The 20,986-nt window shown below is 42.9% G+C and carries 19 protein-coding genes and 1 tRNA gene; 4 read left to right on the top strand and 16 right to left on the bottom strand.

Annotation, left to right across the window (positions count from 1 at the left end; translation table 11 throughout):
* Positions 1–24 precede the first annotated feature (24 nt).
* The 3 genes from IEW82_RS07060 to IEW82_RS07050 form a co-directional block, all read right to left on the bottom strand.
* Entirely contained in the window at positions 25–906 is an 882-nt protein-coding gene (locus tag IEW82_RS07060) for a sulfite exporter TauE/SafE family protein (RefSeq protein ID WP_188691398.1), read from the bottom strand.
* A gap of 91 nt (positions 907–997) precedes the next feature.
* Complete coding sequence (locus IEW82_RS07055) at positions 998–2,233, bottom strand: threonine synthase (protein ID WP_188691395.1); 1,236 nt, start codon at positions 2,231–2,233, stop codon at positions 998–1,000.
* A gap of 268 nt (positions 2,234–2,501) precedes the next feature.
* Positions 2,502–3,278 (bottom strand): carbon-nitrogen family hydrolase, encoded by a 777-nt coding sequence (locus IEW82_RS07050; RefSeq protein WP_188691391.1) that lies wholly within the window; start codon positions 3,276–3,278, stop codon positions 2,502–2,504.
* A gap of 160 nt (positions 3,279–3,438) precedes the next feature.
* Here IEW82_RS07050 and IEW82_RS07045 point away from each other — a divergent pair, with 160 nt between their 5' ends.
* The gene (locus IEW82_RS07045) at positions 3,439–4,614 is read left to right on the top strand and encodes a pyridoxal phosphate-dependent aminotransferase (RefSeq protein ID WP_188691387.1); all 1,176 of its coding nucleotides are present in this window, start codon (positions 3,439–3,441) and stop codon (positions 4,612–4,614) included.
* A 286-nt stretch (positions 4,615–4,900) separates the two neighbouring features.
* Here IEW82_RS07045 and rnr read toward each other — a convergent pair whose 3' ends face one another.
* The 12 genes from rnr to IEW82_RS06985 all read right to left on the bottom strand — a co-directional run bounded on the left by rnr (position 4,901) and on the right by IEW82_RS06985 (position 18,077).
* Entirely contained in the window at positions 4,901–7,225 is a 2,325-nt protein-coding gene (gene rnr, locus IEW82_RS07040; RefSeq protein WP_188691384.1) for a ribonuclease R, read from the bottom strand.
* 21 nt (positions 7,226–7,246) lie between these two features.
* Positions 7,247–7,996, bottom strand: a complete 750-nt coding sequence (locus IEW82_RS07035) for an alpha/beta hydrolase (protein ID WP_188691382.1) — start codon at positions 7,994–7,996, stop codon at positions 7,247–7,249.
* 250 nt (positions 7,997–8,246) lie between these two features.
* Positions 8,247–8,477 carry a preprotein translocase subunit SecG gene (gene secG / locus IEW82_RS07030; protein WP_188691378.1) on the bottom strand — a complete coding sequence of 77 codons (231 nt, stop codon included), beginning with the start codon at positions 8,475–8,477 and terminating at the stop codon, positions 8,247–8,249.
* 758 nt (positions 8,478–9,235) lie between these two features.
* On the bottom strand, positions 9,236–10,525 hold the full coding sequence (gene eno, locus IEW82_RS07025; protein ID WP_188691375.1) for a phosphopyruvate hydratase: 1,290 nt from the start codon (positions 10,523–10,525) through the stop codon (positions 9,236–9,238).
* 34 nt (positions 10,526–10,559) lie between these two features.
* Entirely contained in the window at positions 10,560–12,095 is a 1,536-nt protein-coding gene (gpmI, locus tag IEW82_RS07020; RefSeq protein WP_188691372.1) for a 2,3-bisphosphoglycerate-independent phosphoglycerate mutase, read from the bottom strand.
* Positions 12,088–12,849, bottom strand: coding sequence for a triose-phosphate isomerase (gene tpiA, locus IEW82_RS07015; protein ID WP_188691369.1), 762 nt, complete (start codon positions 12,847–12,849; stop codon positions 12,088–12,090). The genes gpmI and tpiA overlap by 8 nt, the downstream gene beginning before the upstream one ends.
* Positions 12,850–12,861: 12 nt before the next feature.
* Positions 12,862–14,049: a phosphoglycerate kinase gene (locus IEW82_RS07010; protein WP_188691366.1), complete on the bottom strand. Its 1,188-nt coding sequence runs from the start codon at positions 14,047–14,049 to the stop codon at positions 12,862–12,864.
* A 105-nt stretch (positions 14,050–14,154) separates the two neighbouring features.
* On the bottom strand, positions 14,155–15,162 hold the full coding sequence (gene gap, locus IEW82_RS07005) for a type I glyceraldehyde-3-phosphate dehydrogenase (RefSeq protein WP_188691364.1): 1,008 nt from the start codon (positions 15,160–15,162) through the stop codon (positions 14,155–14,157).
* Positions 15,163–15,173: 11 nt separating this feature from the next.
* On the bottom strand, positions 15,174–16,205 hold the full coding sequence (locus IEW82_RS07000; protein ID WP_188691347.1) for a sugar-binding transcriptional regulator: 1,032 nt from the start codon (positions 16,203–16,205) through the stop codon (positions 15,174–15,176).
* A 120-nt stretch (positions 16,206–16,325) separates the two neighbouring features.
* Entirely contained in the window at positions 16,326–16,586 is a 261-nt protein-coding gene (locus tag IEW82_RS06995; RefSeq protein ID WP_373285703.1) for a glutaredoxin family protein, read from the bottom strand.
* A gap of 42 nt (positions 16,587–16,628) precedes the next feature.
* Positions 16,629–17,570, bottom strand: coding sequence for a magnesium transporter CorA family protein (locus IEW82_RS06990; protein WP_188691342.1), 942 nt, complete (start codon positions 17,568–17,570; stop codon positions 16,629–16,631).
* Positions 17,571–17,998: 428 nt separating this feature from the next.
* Positions 17,999–18,077 (bottom strand) — tRNA-Arg (locus IEW82_RS06985).
* A gap of 255 nt (positions 18,078–18,332) precedes the next feature.
* On the opposite strand from IEW82_RS06985, the gene IEW82_RS06980 reads away from it, so the two are divergent.
* From IEW82_RS06980 to clpP, 3 genes are all read left to right on the top strand, one after another.
* Positions 18,333–18,647, top strand: a complete 315-nt coding sequence (locus IEW82_RS06980) for a heavy-metal-associated domain-containing protein (RefSeq protein ID WP_188691339.1) — start codon at positions 18,333–18,335, stop codon at positions 18,645–18,647.
* A 209-nt stretch (positions 18,648–18,856) separates the two neighbouring features.
* On the top strand, positions 18,857–19,267 hold the full coding sequence (locus tag IEW82_RS06975; protein ID WP_188691336.1) for a hypothetical protein: 411 nt from the start codon (positions 18,857–18,859) through the stop codon (positions 19,265–19,267).
* Positions 19,268–19,627: 360 nt separating this feature from the next.
* Positions 19,628–20,221, top strand: a complete 594-nt coding sequence (clpP, locus tag IEW82_RS06970) for an ATP-dependent Clp endopeptidase proteolytic subunit ClpP (RefSeq protein WP_188691334.1) — start codon at positions 19,628–19,630, stop codon at positions 20,219–20,221.
* 437 nt (positions 20,222–20,658) lie between these two features.
* Here the strand turns inward: clpP and IEW82_RS06965 are convergent, their stop codons facing one another.
* Positions 20,659–20,919 (bottom strand): HPr family phosphocarrier protein, encoded by a 261-nt coding sequence (locus IEW82_RS06965; protein ID WP_188691331.1) that lies wholly within the window; start codon positions 20,917–20,919, stop codon positions 20,659–20,661.
* Between the last annotated feature and the right edge of the window lie 67 nt (positions 20,920–20,986).

Here is a 20,986-nt window from a genome sequence, read left to right as displayed (position 1 = left end):
AATCCCAAATTGTTTTATAAAACATTATTTCGCCTCGTATAGGGTCTCTTCCTTGCTCCGTCGATGTCTTCTGATGGCATTAATGATCGCTAGGGCCCACGCTAAGCCAAAAACAATATAAATAATGGAAATGACACCGGGTGACAGCCCAATAGCATATAAAATGGTCCTTGCGTTGACGAACACAATCATGCCACCGACGGCTACACCTAGAAGATAAGCCGGAAGAATTTTAATAAACCAAGCTGCAATGGGAGCCGCCACCAAACCACTGGCAGCGAAAGCAGCCACGTATAACCAATTGATATCCTGAAAACCGAGGGTAATGAGAAAACCTAATGTGCCTGCAACAGTGACTACAAACTCGCTGGTATCTACAGAGCCTATCACCTTACGGGCAGCAATCCCCTTTTGCGAAAGCAATACAGGGGTGGCAATGGGCCCCCAACCGCCGCCGCCAACAGAATCACAGAAACCGGCAATTAACCCTAACGGCACTAATTGTTTTTTTGAGAACTCTTTCGTGTGTTCTTTAGGATCGAAATTAAACAGAAAGCGAAACACAATATAAAGTCCTAAAATTAACAAAAAGAAGGAGATATAGGGCTCAATCTTATCACCTGGGAGGTTGCTTAAAAAACAGGCACCAACAAAGGCACCAATAGCGCCTGGCAGCATCATACGATATACAATTTTCTTATCAACATTCCCTAAACGAATATGAGAAATCCCTGAAGCTCCTGTCGTCGCAATCTCGGCTAAATGAATTGAGGCTGAAGCAATAGCTGGTGCAATACCAAACGCCAGTAACAATGAAGAAGAGGTCAAGCCGTAAGCCATTCCCAAAGAACCATCAATCAATTGTGCAAAAAAGCCAACAATGACAAAGACGATTAATTTGTTCATCTCAAACATCCTTTAGTTTATTTTAGGGAGTAAAAGGAACCCTGAATTTTTACCTCAAGAGGGCATCCCAATCTATTTAATCCGCATCTTTTTACTTGGTTTTATGCCTATTATCATTAAGTTTTGTACCTGGTTTTAACAGTGGTGCGTCACTTTGGACGGTATTTGGGTACTTTAACCCATTGCCCGTATTTAACGTGACAACTGTCTCCTCCGCCTTAATCCACCCTTTATCTCTCAATTGTCTGGCAGCAGCAAAGGTGGCCGCTCCTTCTGGACAGATAAAAGCTCCCTCTAGCCGTGCCACTCTTTGTTGCTCCTGTAAGACTGTTTCATCGTCGATAGCAATGGCATAACCCTCGGTCGCTTTTAGCGCCTCTAAAATCAAAAAATCACCTAAAGCTTTTGGCACATTGATCCCGAAGGCCACGGTCTTAGAATGAGGCCAAAACTCAGATTCTGCTCGCCCTTCTTCCCATGCTTTAACAATTGGGGCACAGCCCTCTGCTTGAACCGCAACAAGACGTGGCAGCCTATCTCCAATCCATCCTAAGCGCTGTAATTCACGCAGAGCCTTATAAATCCCAATGAGCCCGACACCCCCGCCACATGGATAAAGAATGACATCAGGAACTTGCCAATCTAATTGCTCTAAGATTTCAAGGCCCATGGTCTTCTTTCCCTCAATACGATAAGGCTCCTTTAACGTGGAAGCATCGTAAAGGTCTGGAGCTTCCTTAAGCTCTGCAGCAACCATCTTGCCAGCATCACTAATGAGCCCATCAACTAGATACAAATTAGCACCCGCAATCGTACATTCTTTTCGAGTGATCTCCGGTGCCTCTACAGGCATGACAATGGTTGCTTGGATACCCGCTCGAGACGCATACAGGGACCATGCTGCCCCTGCATTTCCATTCGTGGGCATGATGATACTCTTGACACCTAATTCTAAGGCTTTGGATATGCCGACAGCTGCACCACGTGCTTTGAACGTCCCCGTTGGAATGCTCCCTTCATCCTTCATCAATAAGTGTTTGATGCCCATGGACTCTGCCATTTTTGGCATGGAATTAAGCGGCGTCATGCCTTCACTTAATGAAACCACGTGATGTGCTGATTGCACGGGCAGCAGTTCATGATAGCGCCACAGACTCGTACCACGAATTTGTAAATCCTCAGGATGCCATTGCGCTCTGAGACTATCTATATCATAGTCTACTAATAATGGGGCCCCGCAAGAACACAAATGCTGTTTTTCTGTATGTGCGTAAATTTTTTTACACTTTGGACATTGGAGATGAGAAATATAGCTAAAACGCGGCAACTTATCACCTTCATCTTTATAAAGTTATAGGCCTACAAGGGAGCTTCCTAAGCCATTCCACCTATTTTTAAATTCAGCGACGTGATGATGTAACAGCAATGAGCAAAATGAATTTTCATTTAATTGGTAGTCATTATATATACATTATTCCGATGAGTCAAGTTGGTTTTATTTTTTTTGAATTCTCTTATCCGTTTTTAAGTCTCTTAACAAAAAGCAAAACAACGTGTTAGAGACACACGCTGTCTGATTTTATTCTATTCAACTTTTAGAAATAGAGTTCGGGACGACGATCCTCATATATTGGAATCATTTTTCTTACTTCCTCAACCTGCATGGGGTCAATATCCTCAATGATCAGCTCTTCTTGGTCACTCCCTTCAGCAATAATATTCCCCCAAGGATCAATAATGAGCGAATGACCAGCAAAAACATTTTTCGGATCCTCTCCCACTCTATTGCAGGCAATGACGAAGCATTGATTTTCTATGGCACGACTTTGAAGCAATGTGCGCCAATGGTCCAAACGTGGAGCAGGCCACTCAGCGGGGACAAACAACAGCCTTGCGCCAGAAAGTGTGTGGGCACGTATCCACTCTGGAAATCGGATATCATAACATATTACTGTAGCTGCAGGAATGCCCTCTAATTGAAACTCTCCCTTCGTATGGCCTGCCGCTAAATACTTTTCTTCCTCCATCAGCCGAAATAAATGCACTTTTTTATATTCCGAAATAAGGGTTCCCTTGCGATCATAAACGAATGAGGTATTGTAAATATGAGCACCCTCTCGCTTAGCTACCGAGCCTGCCATAATATTGACCTGATTCACCTTAGCAAGCCTAGACATTAGTGATTGGACAGTGTTCTCTGTCATATTATGTAGACGCGCCAAATCATAGCCTGTCGTCCACATCTCAGGAAGCATGATAAGATCAACCTTCTGATTGGCAGCTTTCTCGATCCATTTCTCAGCCTTTTTAATATTGGCTTGTGGATCTCCAAAGGCGATATCGATTTGCAACAGAGCAACTTTTAATGTCATCCTATCCTCTCATTTCTAAAAGTTTGCTCCCATTATGTCAGTATCTCTTGACTGATGCAACAGATATTCTTTGAAAATAAAAACTTTTCTATTTACAAATCCCTGTTCACAGGCTACCCTTTAATACATAAACCTTTAATCAAGCTAGGACGTGACACTGATGCTACATTTTGAAGCCTCACAGGCCTTACAGCGCTTGCCCAAACAATTCTTTGCCGCTTTATCCCAAAAAGTCAATGCGCTTGTGGAATCAGGAGTAGATGTCATTAATTTAGGGCAAGGAAATCCTGATCAACCGACACCTGCTCATATTGTTCAGGCCTTACAGCACGCAGCGGAAAACCCTCTTTACCACAAATACTCTCCCTTCACTGGACACCATTTTTTAAAAGAAGCGATTGCGACCTATTATCAAAGGGAATATCAAGTCACCGTAGATCCCACCTCCGAAGTTGCAGTCTTGTTTGGGGGAAAGGCAGGCTTAGTTGAAATCAGTCAATGCTTGCTTAATGCTGGAGATATTGCACTCGTTCCCGATCCTGGATACCCTGATTACTGGTCGGGAATTTCTATGGCGGGAGCTGAGATGGCCACCATGCCACTTGAAGAAGCTCACGGCTTTCTCCCTGATTTTTCAGCGGTATCGTCTGAGACGCTGAAACAAGCCAAATTAATGTTTCTTAATTATCCGAATAATCCTACCGGTGCTATCGCTGACACTTCCTTTTTCAAAGAAACGGTTTCCCTTGCTGAAGCCCATCAAATTGCCATCGTGCATGATTTCGCCTATAGCGCCATTGGCTTTGATCAGCACAAACCAATCAGCTTTTTACAAACGCCTGGGGCAAAGGGAGTGGGCATCGAAATCTATACAATGTCCAAAACCTATAACATGGCGGGATGGCGGATTGGCTTTGCCGTGGGAAACCCTGACCTGATTGCTATGATCGATCTCATTCAAGATCATTTTTATGTGAGTTTATTTGGCGGGATTCAAGACGCAGCAGCTCAAGCATTATTGGGACCACAAGACAGTGTAAGTGCCCTGGCCCATACATATGAATCACGACGTAATGCCTTAATAACAGCCCTCAATGAAATTGGCTGGTCAGTCCAACCACCAAAGGGGGCCTTTTTTGCCTGGCTTCCTGTTCCTGCCCCCTTCGACTCGGAAGGCTTTGCTGAACTCCTTTTAAACCAAGCCCATGTCGCTGTTGCACCTGGAATTGGTTTTGGCACCCATGGAGAGGGCTATGTCCGCGTTGGCTTACTTACTGAAGAACAGCAACTTTTAGAAGCAGTCAAGCGTATCGAAGCATTAGGAATTTTTCAATAGGTGAGTCACCCCATTCTCAAACATATAAAAGAGAAAAATAGAAGCCTCTCCTGATCCGAGTCAAGAGCGTAACTTTTGTTAAAATGGGGAAGGCCATTTGTTATTTTGAACCCGGCTTTTGTTCTCTTGCCTCTGTCTTTTGTTACGCTCACATCCGGATTCGGAAACCTGCACCCCAGATTTGCATTCTGCCAATGCGAATCATAGCAAGAAGGGGCCACGAAGCTTTACCCTCTTGCCTTTTAAAAAGCCTGACCCTTATGTAAAGGATCAGGCGCCATGTGTATCATTTATTTTTCTTGCGGCGGTTTGATCTGCTTTTACCATTTTTCTTTCCTTTTGGTCCGCCATTTCCGCTGTTTTTGTGGGCACCGCTGTTTCGATAACCAGATGTTTTCTTTTTGCCAGAGCGCTGCTGTCTTGGTTCCCCTGGACCTGTAATCACTTTGGGACGTTCCTTACGGCGGCTAGGTCGATTTTCTTTTAAGCCGACGACTTCAAAATCAATCGCTCGTTCATCGACATTAACATTGATTACCTTAACCGTGATTTCATCACCAATTCTGAATACCTTCCCTGTGCGCTCTCCAATCAAGGCCATGTGATCCTGATTATAGTGGTAATAGTCATCGACCAAATAGCTGATATGCACGAGCCCTTCAATCGTATTGGGGAGTTCGACAAAGAGACCAAAGCTAGTGACACTACTGACCACACCTTCATAAGTCTCACCGATTTTATCCTGCATGAATTCTGCCTTTTTAAGATCATCGGTTTCCCGCTCCGCGTCAACCGCACGACGTTCCATCTCTGAGGAATGCTTAGCGATATCATAGACTTTCCCATCCCAATACTGCTTCGTTTTCAGATCAATCTGTTGTTCAAAAAGATATTTGCGAATTAAGCGATGAACAATAAGATCGGGATAGCGGCGAATCGGTGATGTGAAATGCGTATAAAAGTCTGTTGAGAGACCAAAATGGCCCAAGCTCTGATCGCTGTATTTCGCCTGTTGCATTGAGCGCAGCATCATTGTACTAATAACGGCTTCTTCTGGCTCTCCCTTAATCTCCTCAAGCAAGGACTGCAGGGTTCTTGGATGAATTTCATCTACTGTCCCTTTAATGACATACCCAAAATTCACAGCAAAATTATAAAACCGCACTAATTTTTCGGGATCTGGATCTTCATGAATTCTGTAGATAAAGGGCAACTCCATCCAGTGAAAATGCTCAGCAATCGTTTCGTTTGCAGCCAGCATAAATTCTTCAATTAACCGTTCAGCTACTGAGCGTTCGCGAATGACCACATCTGTCGGATGCCCGTCTTCATCAACTAAAATTTTTGCCTCGGTAAAATCAAAATCAATCGCACCGCGCTGGCGTCGTTTTTCCGTTAAGATGGCCGCTAATTCACCCATTTGTTCAAAAAATGGAATCAGGTCTTTATACCGCTCAAGGACCTCTTCATCCTCCTTCAAGAGGATTTTCCGAACGTTGGTGTAGGTCATTCGCTCAGTTGTGCGTATGACACTTGGGAAAATCTCATGATTAACGACCTTACCTGAAGGCGTAATTTCCATTTCACACGAGATGGTCAAACGATCAACCTGTGGATTTAAGCTACAGATGCCATTTGACAGGCGATGGGGAATCATTGGGATCACACGATCAACAAGGTAGACACTTGTTCCCCGTTCAAAAGCCTCTTTATCTAAAGCACTCTCTTCCTTGACATAATAACTGACATCAGCGATATGTACGCCTAATTTATAATTGCCATTATCAAGCTTCGTGACGGTCACGGCATCATCAAGGTCTTTGGCATCCTCACCATCAATTGTAACGATCGTTTCCTGACGCAGGTCGCGGCGCCCTTTGATTTCTTCAGAATCAATCTCATCTGGAGCCGCATTGGCCTCAGCAATGACTTCTTCTGGAAATTCAGTCGGAATTCCATGTTTATGAATGATAGAGAGAATATCTACCCCAGGATCATTTTTATGCCCAAGAATCGCAATGATTTCGCCTTCAGCGCTTTTCTTCTCCTCTGGATACTGGGTGATTTTCACAACAACCTTATGACCCTCAGCCGCCCCGCCTGTTGCTTCTTTTGGAATAAAAATATCATTGGCAATACGTGAATCATCGGGAATGACAAAGCCAAAATGCCGACTATCTTGATAGGTCCCTACAACGGTCTGTGTTCCTCTTTCAATAATGCGAACGACGACACCTTCGGGACGATCCCCTGATGATTTTTCGGACAAGCGCACTAAAACGATGTCGTTGTTCATGGCGCCATTTAAATCGCCTTGAGCGACATAGACATCTTGATCATCCGACTCTATAGGTAATATAAAGGCAAAGCCTTTAGCATGCCCCTGCACCTTTCCGCGCACAAGATTCATTTTTTCAGGCAGCCCATAACGGTTAGAGCGTGTTCTTACAATAAGCCCTCGTTCCTCCATGGCATTGAGCGTTTTAACTAAATCTTTAAAATCATCCGAGGCGGTTAAGCCAAAGGTTTCCTCTAAATCTTCAAGGGTTAAAGGCTTGCTCATCTCTTCATTCATAAAAGTTAGAATGCGTTCTTTTAATTGTTCGTTCAAAATAATTCTCCTCCGTTAATATTAGGAGTCCGACCAATCCAATCCCTCGAGAAAATCATAAATATCCTGATGAAGCTGGGCCTTTTCATCTCCCAAGGTGATGACATGTCCCGATTGCTTATACCATTTGATCTGTTTATCTTCGGACTCAACTGTTTCATAAATAATGTTGGCACTGTTGGTATCAATCATTTTATCTAAGCGCCCCTGTACGACAAAAATAGGATTATAAATTAAATCGATATGAGCGCGAACCTCTTCAATTAATTCACTGAGCTTAGCCAGTGTTTTCATTGGTGCATCTTTAAAAGGCTTCATTTCCCTTTCAATTTGTTCTTTCGATTTGCCTTCAAGCTGCTTCCACTCTTGGGCATATTCAATCACACCCTGCCGAATTTTTTCTTCCGTTTTTGTAGACATCGGTGTACACATTGGAACAATCCCTTTTACTGGGAAAGTATAACCAACTTTTAGAGAAAATACGCCTCCTAGTGACAATCCTGCCACCGCAATTTCGTCATAGCCAAGATTTTTGAGATGTTTATAGCCATTTGTGACGTCCTCCCACCAGTCCTCAGGGTCCGTCTTCAGAAGCTCCTCTGGTGGTACACCATGACCCTTATAATGTGGAGCATGTGAGGTATAGCCTCTATCCTGTAAAAAGCGCCCTAACATGCGGACATCAGCAGAATTTCCTGTAAAGCCATGTAATAATAAAACCGCACGCTTTCCCGCTTCAAATGTAAATGGTTTTGGTGGTAATACTTTCATGTTGCCAACACTCCTTACTCATATTCCATGCCGTCCCCTATTCCATCCACTAGGGAACACTTCTATTTCATCTTATCATCATTTGCTACGAGAAGTTGGGAAAACGCCTTGTCCTTACTTTCCCCTAATTCTCTTGCATAAAACCATTTATATCAATATAAAAATACCACAATATACCAATAAATGGAATTAAAAATAAAACAGCACCAGGATTCAGGTGCTGACGCCATCATTTCTTGCTTGCTATCAATTAATAGTAAAAGCCAAGAATAAACGCTGCAACAAAAAAGACAATTGCACAGATAATTGTTGTCCGATGTAAAAATTTATCTAAACCACGCGCTTTTTGTTTTCCAAAAAGTTGTTCTGCACCACCGGTAATGGACCCCGACAGGCCTTCGCTCTTTCCTGGCTGTAAAAGCACGATGGCAATGATGCAAAGCGCCGCTATGACAATCAGCGTAATTAATAAGGCTTCCATATGACTCCTCCTCAAACGAATCACAAACATTACTTTTAATTTAACATAGTTTGCTCAAAAAGGGAAATGCCTTTTCATATCGGAGCTCGGGCTGTAGCACACCAAACAAATCTATAGAAGTCTAATCCCCAACAGGCATAGTGGGAAGAGACAAACAGAGCCTTCCATAATGGTTTGACAATACAGTAAGAATTTTGCCGCTCGATTCTCTGCTTCAGCCCCTTCGCTGCTTTACATTAGAAAACTTGGCTTGCACCACTTCGCTGGTACTCCTGATGGGATTTTTGCAAATCACACACTTAGGTTGCCCACAAGCCTCAGGTGGCGAAAGTCAAAGCTACACTTATACTCTCTTCTTTTATAAGCGTCAGCGAAGTTATACATTCTGATAGTATGAAAAAAACCGGGCGAAAAGCATGCCCGGTCCTTACTTGGTATAGAGCATCATCCAATATGAAAGAGGCTTCGCTGCCTGGTCAAGTGGATGAGAGCGCAATGTGCGAGATTCGGAACACTCTAAAACCGTGTGTTCCTTGGGCGCCGCTGACTCATGATGCGGAGACTAGAGTCCTGCGGGAGCGGGAGATCGGTAAGACCTTAACAGTGCGAAGGCACGAGGAGGCTTACCACTCCCCCGCAGAAAGCGAGCGGCCTGAAGCGGAAATCTGCACCGTCCTCATGATCAGAAATTTTATACTTGCTTTTCTTTTGAAAAAAACCCCTCAACTTTCATTGAGAGGTTTCTCTATTAAATAAAATTAGATGTTTTTCAAGTTATAGAATGCCGTTTTACCTGCATAGTGACCTTGTTCTTCTAATTCGTCAGCAATGCGAAGTAATTGGTTGTATTTCGCAACGCGGTCGGTACGAGAAGGTGCACCTGTTTTGATTTGACCTGCGTTGGTTGCAACAGCAATGTCAGCAATTGTTGTATCCTCGGTTTCACCAGAGCGGTGTGAAATAATTGCCGTATAACCTGCACGTTTGGCCATTTCAATGGCTTCAAAGGTTTCAGTGAGTGTACCGATTTGGTTCACTTTGATGAGGATCGCATTACCGATACCCTTTTCAATCCCCTCGGAAAGCTTTTTAGTATTCGTAACGAAAAGATCATCGCCCACAAGCTGTACACGATCGCCAAGTTCAGCGGTAAGCTTCTTCCAGCCTTCCCAGTCGTTTTCGTCCAAGCCGTCTTCGATAGAAACGATAGGATACTTATCAAGCAGATCACGATAAAGCTCGATCATTTCTTCTGATGTTTTTGTTACACCTTCGCCTTTAAGAACATACTTGCCATCTTCATAAAGCTCTGATGAGGCCACGTCCATAGCAATTTTAACTTGCTCACCTGGCTTATAACCAGCTTTTTCAATCGCCTCAATGATGGTTTGGATGGCTTCTTCATTAGAACCAAGGTTAGGAGCAAAGCCACCTTCATCGCCAACAGCTGTATTCAACCCTTTGCTTCCTAATACCTTTTTCAAGTTATGGAAAATTTCAGCCCCCATGCGAAGTGCTTCTGGGAAGCTTTCAGCCCCAACAGGCATAACCATAAACTCTTGGAAGTCCACGTTATTATCAGCATGCTCTCCACCATTTAAAATGTTCATCATTGGTGTTGGAAGTGTCACACCGCTGAAGCCACCAAGATAACGATATAATGGAATTTCAAGATAAGCGGCTGCAGCATGAGCAACGGCCATGGAAACACCTAGAATAGCGTTAGCGCCTAGCTTCCCTTTGTTTTCAGTACCATCAAGGGCGATTAACGCGCGGTCAATAGCCACTTGATCGAGTGCATCGTAGCCAGCAAGAGCTGGAGCGATCACAGTGTTCACATTTTCAACGGCTTTAAGCACACCTTTACCTAAATAACGATTTTTGTCACCGTCACGAAGTTCAACGGCTTCATATTCACCCGTTGAAGCACCACTTGGAACAAGGGCGCGACCAACAGCACCAGATTCTAAAACAACTTCTACTTCAACAGTAGGATTACCACGAGAATCTAAGACTTCGCGGCCATAGATATCAACGATCATAGACATGAACTGTCACTCTCCATTTCAATCACATTTAAATTTATTTTTGTATTAATGTTGCACCCGTCATTTCCTTAGGTTGCTGAACACCTAACAAATCAAGCAGGGTTGGTGAAAGATCAGCAAGCTTGCCATCCTCACGAAGGGTCACACCTTCTTTGGTGACGATGACAGGAACTGGATTTGTCGTATGGGCAGTTTGCGGCTTGCCATCCAAGGTAACAACCTCATCTGAGTTCCCATGGTCAGCTGTGATAATTGCATCGCCACCTTTAGCAAGGAGCGCTTCAATGACACGACCAAGACATTCATCCACCGCTTCGATGGCTTTAATCGTTGGCTCCAGCATACCAGAATGGCCCACCATATCTGGATTGGCGAAGTTCAGAATAATAGCGTCGAATTTTTCTGCCTCAATTGCTTTGACAAGCGCATCAGTCACTTCATAAGCACTCATCTCAGGCTTCAAATCATAGGTGGCAACCTTTGGTGAATTGATTAAAATGCGCTCTTCACCTGGGAATTCCTGCTCACGGCCCCCGCTAAAGAAAAAGGTTACGTGTGGATACTTTTCAGTTTCTGCAATTCTAAGCTGGGTCATTCCCGCTTGTGAAACAACTTCACCTAACGTGTTATCCAAATTCGTTGGCTTGAATGCGACTGTTCCATTAACTGTTTCACTGAAATGTGTGAGACAAACAAAATGAACATCTTTAGGATACTTGTCCCCACGGTCAAAGCCACGGAAATCATCATTCGTGAAGACCTGAGAAATTTGAATAGCACGGTCTGGACGGAAGTTGAAGAAAATGATGGCATCACCATCTTCTACCGTGGCTACTGGCGCCCCATCTTCCTGCTTGATAACAGACGGAAGCACAAATTCATCATAGATTTCATTTTTATAGGAATCATCGACAAGAGCGATTGGATCGGTATAATCAGGACCTTCAGCATAAACCATCGCACGATAGGCCTTTTCAATCCGCTCCCAGCGATTATCGCGGTCCATTGCATAATAACGTCCAGATAAAGTCGCAATGGCGCCAACACCGATTTCATTTATTTTTTCTTGTGTTTCCTTGATATATGTTTTAGCAGACTGCTGGCCAACATCACGGCCATCAAGAAAGCCGTGGATGAAAACATCCTTGATATTTTCTTTAGCCGCTAGCTTTAATAAAGCAAACATATGATCAATATGGCTGTGAACACCGCCGTCAGATAATAGCCCCATGATATGAAGCTTTTTACCCTTTTTCTTGACGATTTCCATAGCCTCTAAGAAGGTTTCATTATTATAAAATTCACCTTCCTTTATTGAAAGGTTCACACGAGTCAAGCTTTGATAAACGACGCGACCAGCCCCAATATTGAGGTGACCAACCTCAGAGTTTCCCATTTGTCCTTCAGGCAAACCAACAAATTCACCGTCAGCACGCAATGTTGCATGGGGATACTTTCCCCAGTATTTATCAAAGTTCGGTTTCTTTGCTTGAGCAACAGCATTCCCCATCGTTTCCTTGCGACAACCAAAACCGTCTAAGATGATAAGGGCATGTGGTGTTTTACTCATGATTAGCCGCCTCCAGTAGTTGGAGGAAGGCATCCGATTCGAGGCTTGCTCCTCCAACGAGTGCACCGTCGATATGTTCCTTGCCAAGAAGCTCAGCAATATTAGCAGGCTTTACGCTACCGCCGTATTGAATGCGGACAGCATCAGCAGTCGCTTGGTCATATAATTTAGCCACTGTTTGACGGACAACGCCGCAGACTTCATTGGCTTGATCAGAAGAAGCTGATTTTCCTGTGCCAATCGCCCAAATAGGCTCATAGGCAATGACCGTTGCCTTAACTTGTTCAGTACTAAGACCTTTCAACGCTTCAGTCACCTGAGCTTCAACTAAACGATTGGTTTGTCCAGCTTCACGCTCTTCCAAGGTTTCACCTACACAAACAATAGGTACTAGCCCATGGTTAAAGGCAGCATGTGTCTTCTTATTGACCGTTTCATCGGTTTCAGCAAAAAGTGCTCGGCGTTCTGAATGACCTAAAATAACATATTGAACACCAAGATCTTTCAGCATGACAGGACTGACTTCTCCTGTGAACGCACCGCTTTCTTCGAAGTACATGTTTTGGGCACCAATAGCGATAGCCGTCCCCTTTGTTTCTTTAACCAGTGCGTCTAAAAACAATGCAGGTGCACAAACCACTGCATCGACAACGTCATTTGCTGGAATAGAACCTTTTATCTCTTGGATGAATTGTGTTGCTTCACCAAGTGTTTTGTTCATTTTCCAGTTCCCTGCAATAATCGGTTTTCGCAACAGAGACCCCTCCTATTCCTTGTCGTTTAAAACCGCTACACCTGGAAGTGTCTTGCCCTCCATTAATTCGAGAGAAGCACCTCCACCTGTAGAAATATGATCCATTTTCTCAGCCAAATGGAATTTTTCAGCTGCCGCAGCAGAATCGCCACCACCAATGATAGAATAAGCATCGGATGCAGCCAGCGCTTCAGCCACGCCTTTAGTTCCTTTAGCGAAGGTATCCAGTTCAAAGACACCCATTGGTCCATTCCAAATCACAAGTTTAGATTCTTTGATGACCTTGCTATACGTTTCAACCGTTTTTGGACCAATATCCAATGCTTCCCAATCGGCAGGAATGTCACTGATGGCCACCACTTTTGTGTTTGCAGATTCGGAAAAATCATCCGCTACAATCACATCCTCAGGCATGTAAAAATGAACACCCTTAGCTTTGGCTGTTTCAATGAATGAACGCGCAAGATCAATTTTTTCTTCATCTAAAAGTGATTTTCCCACTTCATACCCTTGTGACTTGATGAAGGTATAAGCCAGTCCACCACCAACAATTAAATTATCCACTTTATCTAACAGATTTTCAATAACGCCGATCTTGTCCTTGACCTTTGCACCACCGATGATCGCAGTGAAAGGACGGCTTGGATTATCGAGTGCCTTCCCAATGACCTCAAGCTCTTTTTCTAATAAAAAGCCCGCAACCGCCGGTTTGAGATATTGGGCAACCCCTTCTGTCGAGGCATGTGCTCTATGAGCAGCCCCAAATGCATCATTGACATAAACATCAGCAAGAGCTGCAAATGCCTTGGCTAATTCAGGATCATTTTTCTTTTCACCTGGCTCAAAACGAACATTTTCAATTAAAATGACGTCGCCAAATTGAGCGTCGTTGACAGCTTTATTGACTTCCTCACCAATGACCTGATCGGTTTTTACCACTGGCTTGCCGAGTAGATCGCTCAAGCGCTGCGCAACCGGGTTCAGGCGAAGCTCTTCTTTCACTTGTCCATCAGGACGGCCTAAGTGTGAGGCTAAGATCACCTTTGCACCTTGTTCAATGAGGTATTGAATGGTAGGAATAGCCGCACGAATCCGAGTGTCGTCCGTAATCTTATTGCCCTCTAAAGGGACATTAAAATCAACTCGACAAAAGACCGTTTTTCCTTTGAGTTCGATATCACGAATCGATTGTTTTGCCATGTCAAAACTCCTCCTTCGCCAAGCTATAAATAATATGTAGCGGTAGACAAAGTCAAAAGAGGAGGCATAAAGTCTCCTCTTCGCCCTGACTATCCCTGTACTATATTATAGGCCTTTTTTAGCAATATAATTTACGAGGTCAACAACACGGTTTGAGTAACCGGATTCGTTGTCATACCAAGAGATAACTTTTACAAGATTATCTTCAAGGACCATGGTGGAAAGCGCGTCAATAGTAGAGGAAACTGTCGCACCATTGTAGTCTTTTGAAACAAGTGGTTCTTCGCTGTAAGCAAGAATACCTTTCAAGGCACCTTCAGCTTCAGCTTTTAATGCTGCATTGATTTCATCAACAGTAACATTTTGATCAAGCTCTGCTACTAAATCAACCAAGGAAACGTTTGGTGTTGGCACACGCATGGCCATACCATTTAATTTTCCTTTTAATTCAGGTAAAACAAGGGATACAGCTTTTGCAGCACCAGTTGTTGTAGGAATGATGTTTTCAGCTGCTGCACGTGCCCGACGGTAATCTTTATGTGGTAAGTCTAAGATTTGTTGGTCGTTGGTATAAGAGTGAACAGTTGTCATCAAGCCACGTTTGATGCCGAATTTGTCGTTTAATACTTTAGCCATAGGCGCTAAGCAGTTTGTTGTACATGATGCATTGGAAAGCACATGGTGGTTAGCTGGATCATATTTATCTTCATTAACACCCATAACGATCGTGATGTCTTCATCAGAAGCTGGAGCAGAGATCACTACTTTTTTCGCACCTGCTTCAAGGTGTTTCGCTGCATCAGCACGTTTTGTAAAACGGCCTGTTGATTCAACAGCCACTTCTACACCAAGATCTCCCCAACCAAGCTGTGCTGGGTCACGTTCGGAAAGGACTTTGATTTCTTTGCCATCAACAACAAGATTGTTGCCATTAACAGAAACCTCAGCATCTAATTTGCCATGCACTGTATCATATTGTAAGAGATGTGCAAGCATGTTAGCATCTGTCAAATCGTTAACTGCTACCACTTCAACATCTGGGTTTTTTAAAGCTGCACGGAAAACGTTACGTCCAATACGACCAAAACCATTAATTCCAACTTTTACTGCCATTTTAATTCCTCCTAAAAATGATTGTTTTGTAAGATTTGTTGCGCAGCCCCTTCGTCGGTTACGAGAACTGAATCAGGGCCCTTCTTAAAAAAGGCTTCAATAGCATTTGCCTTTGACTTTCCTCCAGCAACCGTAATTACTGGACGCTCGTCATTAAGTTCCTCTAACTGCAATCCAATTGTCTTGACCTTATGGATGACTTTCCCGTTTTGATCAAAATAATAACCAAACGCCTCGGCCACTGCGTGTTCTTTACGAATTTTATCCAAAAGTTCTTGACTCGAACGCCGCCGTTTAGCCATAGTCATAGCGTCACCAATGCCATGGATAACCATTCCTGCTGACTGTATCAGAAGAAGTGATTCTCTTATGGAAGGCTCCATGCTCAAAGAATGATAAGACTCCTCGCTCAACTGATCAGGGACATGAAGCATGCGATAGTGACCATCGGCCTTTTCTGCCATTTTGGCACAAATCGTGTTGGCCTGATTTTCCACTTGCTCCCCAAGTCCTCCACGTGCGGATACAAATAACGGCTTCTTCTGTGATTGCTTGAAAGGATGCATCATTTCTGCCACAGCAGCTAATGTGGTTCCTCCCATGATAGCAATGACCGTGTTATCCGTGATCAAGGATTCCATCACTTTGACACAGGTCAACCCCATTTCATTCTTGACCCATGGTTGTTCATCACTATTACCGGGTACAATAACGACGCGAGATAAATGAAGGATGTTCTTTAATTGTTTCTCCAATTGCGGGATTCCTGATACATGCTTCATCACATTCTCAAGACGATGGAGAACACGCTCTCCTTCATCGGTCAAACGCATCCCCGTGCTTTGTGAATGAACAAGACCTTGCTGACTGAGAAAGACCACCTCACCTCGTAGGACTCTTTCAGTCATACCTAAATGAGTGGATAACACTCTCCGGCCAATGGGTTGCAAAAAATGAATGGATTGCAATATGCGATAGCGGTTAGACATAATAGTGATGACATCGGGGACGAGCTTTTTTTGTATATTGATTAAATCATCCAATATGCCTTCCCCCTGGACTTAAATTGTCCCGCATAGTCATATAATGTCCCGTCATTACATTTATTATTTTAGCGATAAAAAAAACACTTTTCAAGTGAAAAGTGTCAGGATTTTGTAATATTATTTTTTTATATACGGCATAAGCGTTTTCTCTATCTCTTGATAACTTATCCGACCAGCTGCTGCAACTTCTCCATCAACGGCCACAACTGGGATCATCAATTGATACTGTTCAAGTAACGCATCGTCCGAATAGATATCAATCTCTTTATAAGACAGGTCATGCGCCTCACACAGCAGATCAAGCCAAGCCTTCACTTCGTCACAAAGCGGACAGCGTTCCTTACTATATAAAATGATCTTCGGCTGAATCATGTTCATCGGATAAACCCCTTAAATATAAAAATGATTTAAGGCAACCCTTCAAAAGTATTTCTTTTTCCAAAAGATCAGTGCAGTAATAACAGAAAGTGTCGCTGAGATTAATATCGCGATGATAAAGCCTAAAGGATTATGCTCCAAGGGCAGCTTTACAAAGTTCATGCCGAAAAAACTCGCCACCATCGTTGGTAAAGAAAGCACGATCGTGATGGCTGTTAAAAATTTCATGACGATATTAACATTATTCGATATAACCGAGGCGAAGGTATCCATTAAGCCATTTAAAATATTGCTGTAAACCTCAGCCATCTCAAGCGCCTGCTTGACCTCAATCATGACATCCTCAAGCAGATCCTTGTCATCCTCATACATTTTGAAATAATTCAATCTAAGAATCTTTTCCATAACAATATTATTCGCTTTTAATGATGTCATAAAATAAACGAGTGTTTTTTCAAGACTGAGCAATGAAAACAGCTCTTTATTCTTCATCGATTCATGCAATTCACGTTCAATTTCATTAGTCTTCCGATTGATCTGGCGGAGATATTTTAAATAATATGTCGCCATCACATATAATAATTGCAATGTAAAACGGGTTTTTTTATAAGTAAAAAAGCCCTTGATACGATTTTGGGTAAACTCATTAATGATCGGATTATCATCCAAACAAACGGTGATAAAGCAATCCTTGGTCACAATAATACCAAGCGGAATGGTATCATAGAGCGCAGAATCACTATCATCCTTGACATGGATGGGAATATCAACGATCGTAAGCACATCATTTTCTTCTTTTTCGATACGCGATCTTTCATCGTCATCCAAAGGGTCTTTAATAAAGTCTTGAGGAATTTGTGTATGCTCAACGACCCTTGTGATTTCTTCTTGAGTTGGCGCAATAAGATTGATCCAACAGCCCTTCCTAATCTGATCAATTTCTCGAAACTGCCCATCTACTGATGTTAAATAGATGTTTAACATGCGTGTCACCTCCACTAGTTTCTGGAGGTCGTATCACCTAGAGATAAAGAGGTTGATAACGACAATCGTTATGTGACCTACAATAATTGGTGCTCGCCCTCCACCTTAAATACTCAGAATCAGGACGACTGCCCTCTTCACTTTGCATTGCGCTACCAACCCCTTTCATCCTTTTTTTAATAGCCTATGCATTCTTATCTTACATGGTATCACGGGATTGTACAAACAAATTCCTTTTAAGCATGAAAAACTGACACTTTGTTTGTTTCCCACGGCTATACCTATCAGTGGTCCGGTTAACGTTCACGGTGATCGTAACGGCTTTTGACAAGAACACGCGCCCATCCCTACGCCCCACCAAAACTAAAGAAAAAGGATTAGCTGGGCATACGGCTAATCCTTGTCATTTTATTAATATCAAGATAATATGGCGCGCCCGGAGGGATTCGAACCCCCGGCAGACATGGTACCGGAAACCATCGCTCTATCCAGCTGAGCTACGGGCGCTAGGCAATAGTCTAATTCAAAAGACAAGTACAAGTATACAGGATATCAAGGAACTTTTCAAGTCATGAATAAAACCGTAATAAACAACAAATTTTAACATTAAAGACTCAAATCAATGCGTGCAAAAGTGTGTTAGAAAAACCGTTTCACACCTTAACCAATAAACAGCACGTGAGCTTGGGGCGTCTCATGAAGGCTTTCTTGGCTTTTTTAGCCTCATCTCTAAAATGACAACAAGCAAGGAGGAATCTTTTTATGACAAAATGGATAGTCACGGGTATGGCTTGTCTTGCTCTCATACTTACTGGTGTTTTTGTTCTCGACAATCACCCTGACAGGTCAAAGGCTTCTGGAAACCATGCGACTTTTGAAGGGGTGAACTTAAGCTGCGCTAACTGTCAGGCGAAGGCAGAGCAAGCACTCAGCAATATCATCGGCATTGAGCATTACACACTCTCTCCTAAAAAACAAACCATTACTGTCTCTTTTGATCCAAAAGTGATGAAGGCAGACTGGATTGAAAAATCATTAGAAGCCGCCGGCTTCCAAGCAACAGACATCGCACCCTAAACTCAGAAAATCGCTTCAAAACACCCATAGCGTGATTTATACAAAAGGTGAGTTTCTGTGAAGCATAACCAGCTCTCTTATTATAGGAGCTGGTTTTCATTATATGGCCATTGGCGACCCGCATTTTCTTAGTGCGGTCTGATTGTTAATTTGAAACCTGTATTTGTTTTGCCAGCACTTTTGTTAAAAAGTTAGGGGCTTTTGTTAAAATGTATCTGGCTTTTGTTGCGCTCAACTGGATTTGGAAATTTACCCTACGGATTCGTTCTCTTTTTGTTAATTCCGAGCTCTATTTGTTATTGTGTAGCTGGTTTTTGTTAAAATGGCCAGGTCTTTTGTTCCTTTGTAGCTGGTTTTTGTTAACTTACTCCTGGCTTTTGTTGCGCTCACTTCTGGATTCGGAGGCTTACCCCTCGGTTTTGTTCTCTATTTGGAAATTTCGCGTTTTATTTGTTATTTTGGCTGAGGCTTTTGTTAAAATGCCAACGCCTTTTGTTACTTTGCAACTGGCTTTTGTTAACTTACTCCTGGCTTTTGTTGCGCTCACTTCTGGATTCGGAGGCTTGCCCCTCGGATTTATCCTCCATTTGTTTTTGGCGCCCCCCGCTTTGATTAGGTAATTTATAATTCGCCCTCTTTGAAAATTTTTAAGCCTGCTTATAGTCTTTATTCTCGACTTTCTCATAAGATAAATGAGAAAAGGTGTGGTTTCATAGTAGATGTCGTTTGAAAGTAGGCAAAGATGGGTAATATGAGTATTGAGTTTTTACACCCTTTACATAGCACAGCAAAATATTTGACCTTTATTGACCTTTGGGGTATGATGAACTCACAAACAAGTCATATAGAAGAAGAGTGTCTTCTGCCTCTAGGTATCTAGAGGTATGGACAGCTTCTCAAGAAGAGCTATCTCTTCTTGAATTTCATTCATTCCACCACTACTCTTGTAGGCGGTGACTATTAAAAGGAGGAAGAAACCTATGCCGTTAATTCCAACAGTTATTGAACAAACCAACCGTGGTGAAAGAGCTTATGATATTTATTCCCGTTTATTAAAGGATCGTATTATTATGCTCGGGACTGCCATTGACGATAATGTCGCTAATACGATCGTCGCCCAACTTCTATTTCTAGAAGCTGAAAATCCAGAAAAAGAGATCTCACTCTACATAAATAGTCCTGGTGGCTCCATCAGTGCAGGGATGGCCATCTACGATACTATGCAGCATATTAACGCTAAGGTCTCAACGATTTGTATTGGTATGGCCGCTTCCATGGGCGCATTCTTGCTCGCAGCGGGTGAGCCTGGTAAACGCTTTGCACTTCCTAATAGTGAAGTTATGATTCACCAGCCTCTTGGCGGGACACAAGGTCAAGCGACAGATATTGAGATTCATGCACGCCGCATCATTAAAATGCGTGAACAGCTCAACAAAATTCTTTCTGAACGCACAGGACAGCCACTCGAAGTGATTGAACGTGATACAGATCGTGATAACTTCATGCCTGCTGAAGTTGCCAAGGAATATGGTCTTGTTGATGAAGTGCTTTATCCAAAAAGCGCAAAAAAATAATAGTGAACCTTAAGGAGCTGAGATAGAAGTATTCAGCTCATAGAGTGAGCCGAACGCATTCATAAATTCTATGCGTTCGGCTTTTTGAGTGAATCATGAAATGCTACGGTCAAAATACTTCGCTTTCCGCGTGGGGAGTGATAAGCCTCCTCGCGCCGCGCGCTATGAGGTCTTACCGATCTCCCGCTTCTCGCAGGAGTCTCCGTATTTTGACTGGGCTTCCGTTTTCCGTATTTCCTTTTAAAGTCTTATCGTTCGATATGGGGCCATCTCTTTATTTTTGTCTCAGCTCTTTTTTATAACTCACTATAACGACGCTGACTCTTTGTCTGCTGTTCAACTCTGCAAACAGCTATTGTATGTGAAAACATGAACAAGCACATGTCTCAAATGAGGCATGTGCTTGTTCATTGTGACAGGTCTTTATATCGTTTTATTTAAATATCATCTTTTGATACAAAGGCTTTCATTGCTTTCAGTGCTTCGTTTTCATCTGGTCCAGAGACGATTAAAGTAATTTCCTCACCTGGGCGAATGGCGATGCTCATCATCCCCATGATGCTTTTGGCATTCACTTTTTTATTTGACTTTTGGATTTCAATTTTACTGCTATAGTGATTGGCTTCTTGAACAAACAAGGCCGCTGGTCGAGCTTGAAGCCCCGATTTTAATTGGACAACCACATTTTCCTGTACCATTTTTTTCCCTCTCTTTCACGTTCACAATTAAATTATTTCAATCCGCGAGCGGATGTGCTAAAAGTTT

It is taken from the genome of Pullulanibacillus camelliae (genome assembly GCF_014642655.1).
Lineage (GTDB): Bacteria > Bacillota > Bacilli > Bacillales > Sporolactobacillaceae > Pullulanibacillus > Pullulanibacillus camelliae.
The sequence above is the reverse complement of the archived record's forward strand: the minus strand, read 5'-3'. Positions and strand labels throughout refer to the sequence as shown.

Bases quoted from the DNA above. Each gene is read 5' to 3' on its own strand.
- IEW82_RS07045 (WP_188691387.1), top strand. From the start codon at position 3,439: ATGCTACATTTTGAAGCCTCACAGGCCTTACAGCGCTTGCCCAAACAA.
- IEW82_RS07060 (WP_188691398.1), bottom strand. From the start codon at position 906: ATGAACAAATTAATCGTCTTTGTCATTGTTGGCTTTTTTGCACAATTG.
- eno (WP_188691375.1), bottom strand. From the start codon at position 10,525: ATGTCTATGATCGTTGATATCTATGGCCGCGAAGTCTTAGATTCTCGT.
- IEW82_RS06965 (WP_188691331.1), bottom strand. From the start codon at position 20,919: ATGGTACAGGAAAATGTGGTTGTCCAATTAAAATCGGGGCTTCAAGCT.
- IEW82_RS07035 (WP_188691382.1), bottom strand. From the start codon at position 7,996: ATGAAAGTATTACCACCAAAACCATTTACATTTGAAGCGGGAAAGCGT.
- IEW82_RS06995 (WP_373285703.1), bottom strand. From the start codon at position 16,586: ATGAACATGATTCAGCCGAAGATCATTTTATATAGTAAGGAACGCTGT.
- IEW82_RS07050 (WP_188691391.1), bottom strand. From the start codon at position 3,278: ATGACATTAAAAGTTGCTCTGTTGCAAATCGATATCGCCTTTGGAGAT.
- IEW82_RS06975 (WP_188691336.1), top strand. From the start codon at position 18,857: ATGTATCTGGCTTTTGTTGCGCTCAACTGGATTTGGAAATTTACCCTA.
- IEW82_RS06990 (WP_188691342.1), bottom strand. From the start codon at position 17,570: ATGTTAAACATCTATTTAACATCAGTAGATGGGCAGTTTCGAGAAATT.
- secG (WP_188691378.1), bottom strand. From the start codon at position 8,477: ATGGAAGCCTTATTAATTACGCTGATTGTCATAGCGGCGCTTTGCATC.
- clpP (WP_188691334.1), top strand. From the start codon at position 19,628: ATGCCGTTAATTCCAACAGTTATTGAACAAACCAACCGTGGTGAAAGA.
- IEW82_RS06980 (WP_188691339.1), top strand. From the start codon at position 18,333: ATGACAAAATGGATAGTCACGGGTATGGCTTGTCTTGCTCTCATACTT.
- gpmI (WP_188691372.1), bottom strand. From the start codon at position 12,095: ATGAGTAAAACACCACATGCCCTTATCATCTTAGACGGTTTTGGTTGT.
- gap (WP_188691364.1), bottom strand. From the start codon at position 15,162: ATGGCAGTAAAAGTTGGAATTAATGGTTTTGGTCGTATTGGACGTAAC.
- IEW82_RS07010 (WP_188691366.1), bottom strand. From the start codon at position 14,049: ATGGCAAAACAATCGATTCGTGATATCGAACTCAAAGGAAAAACGGTC.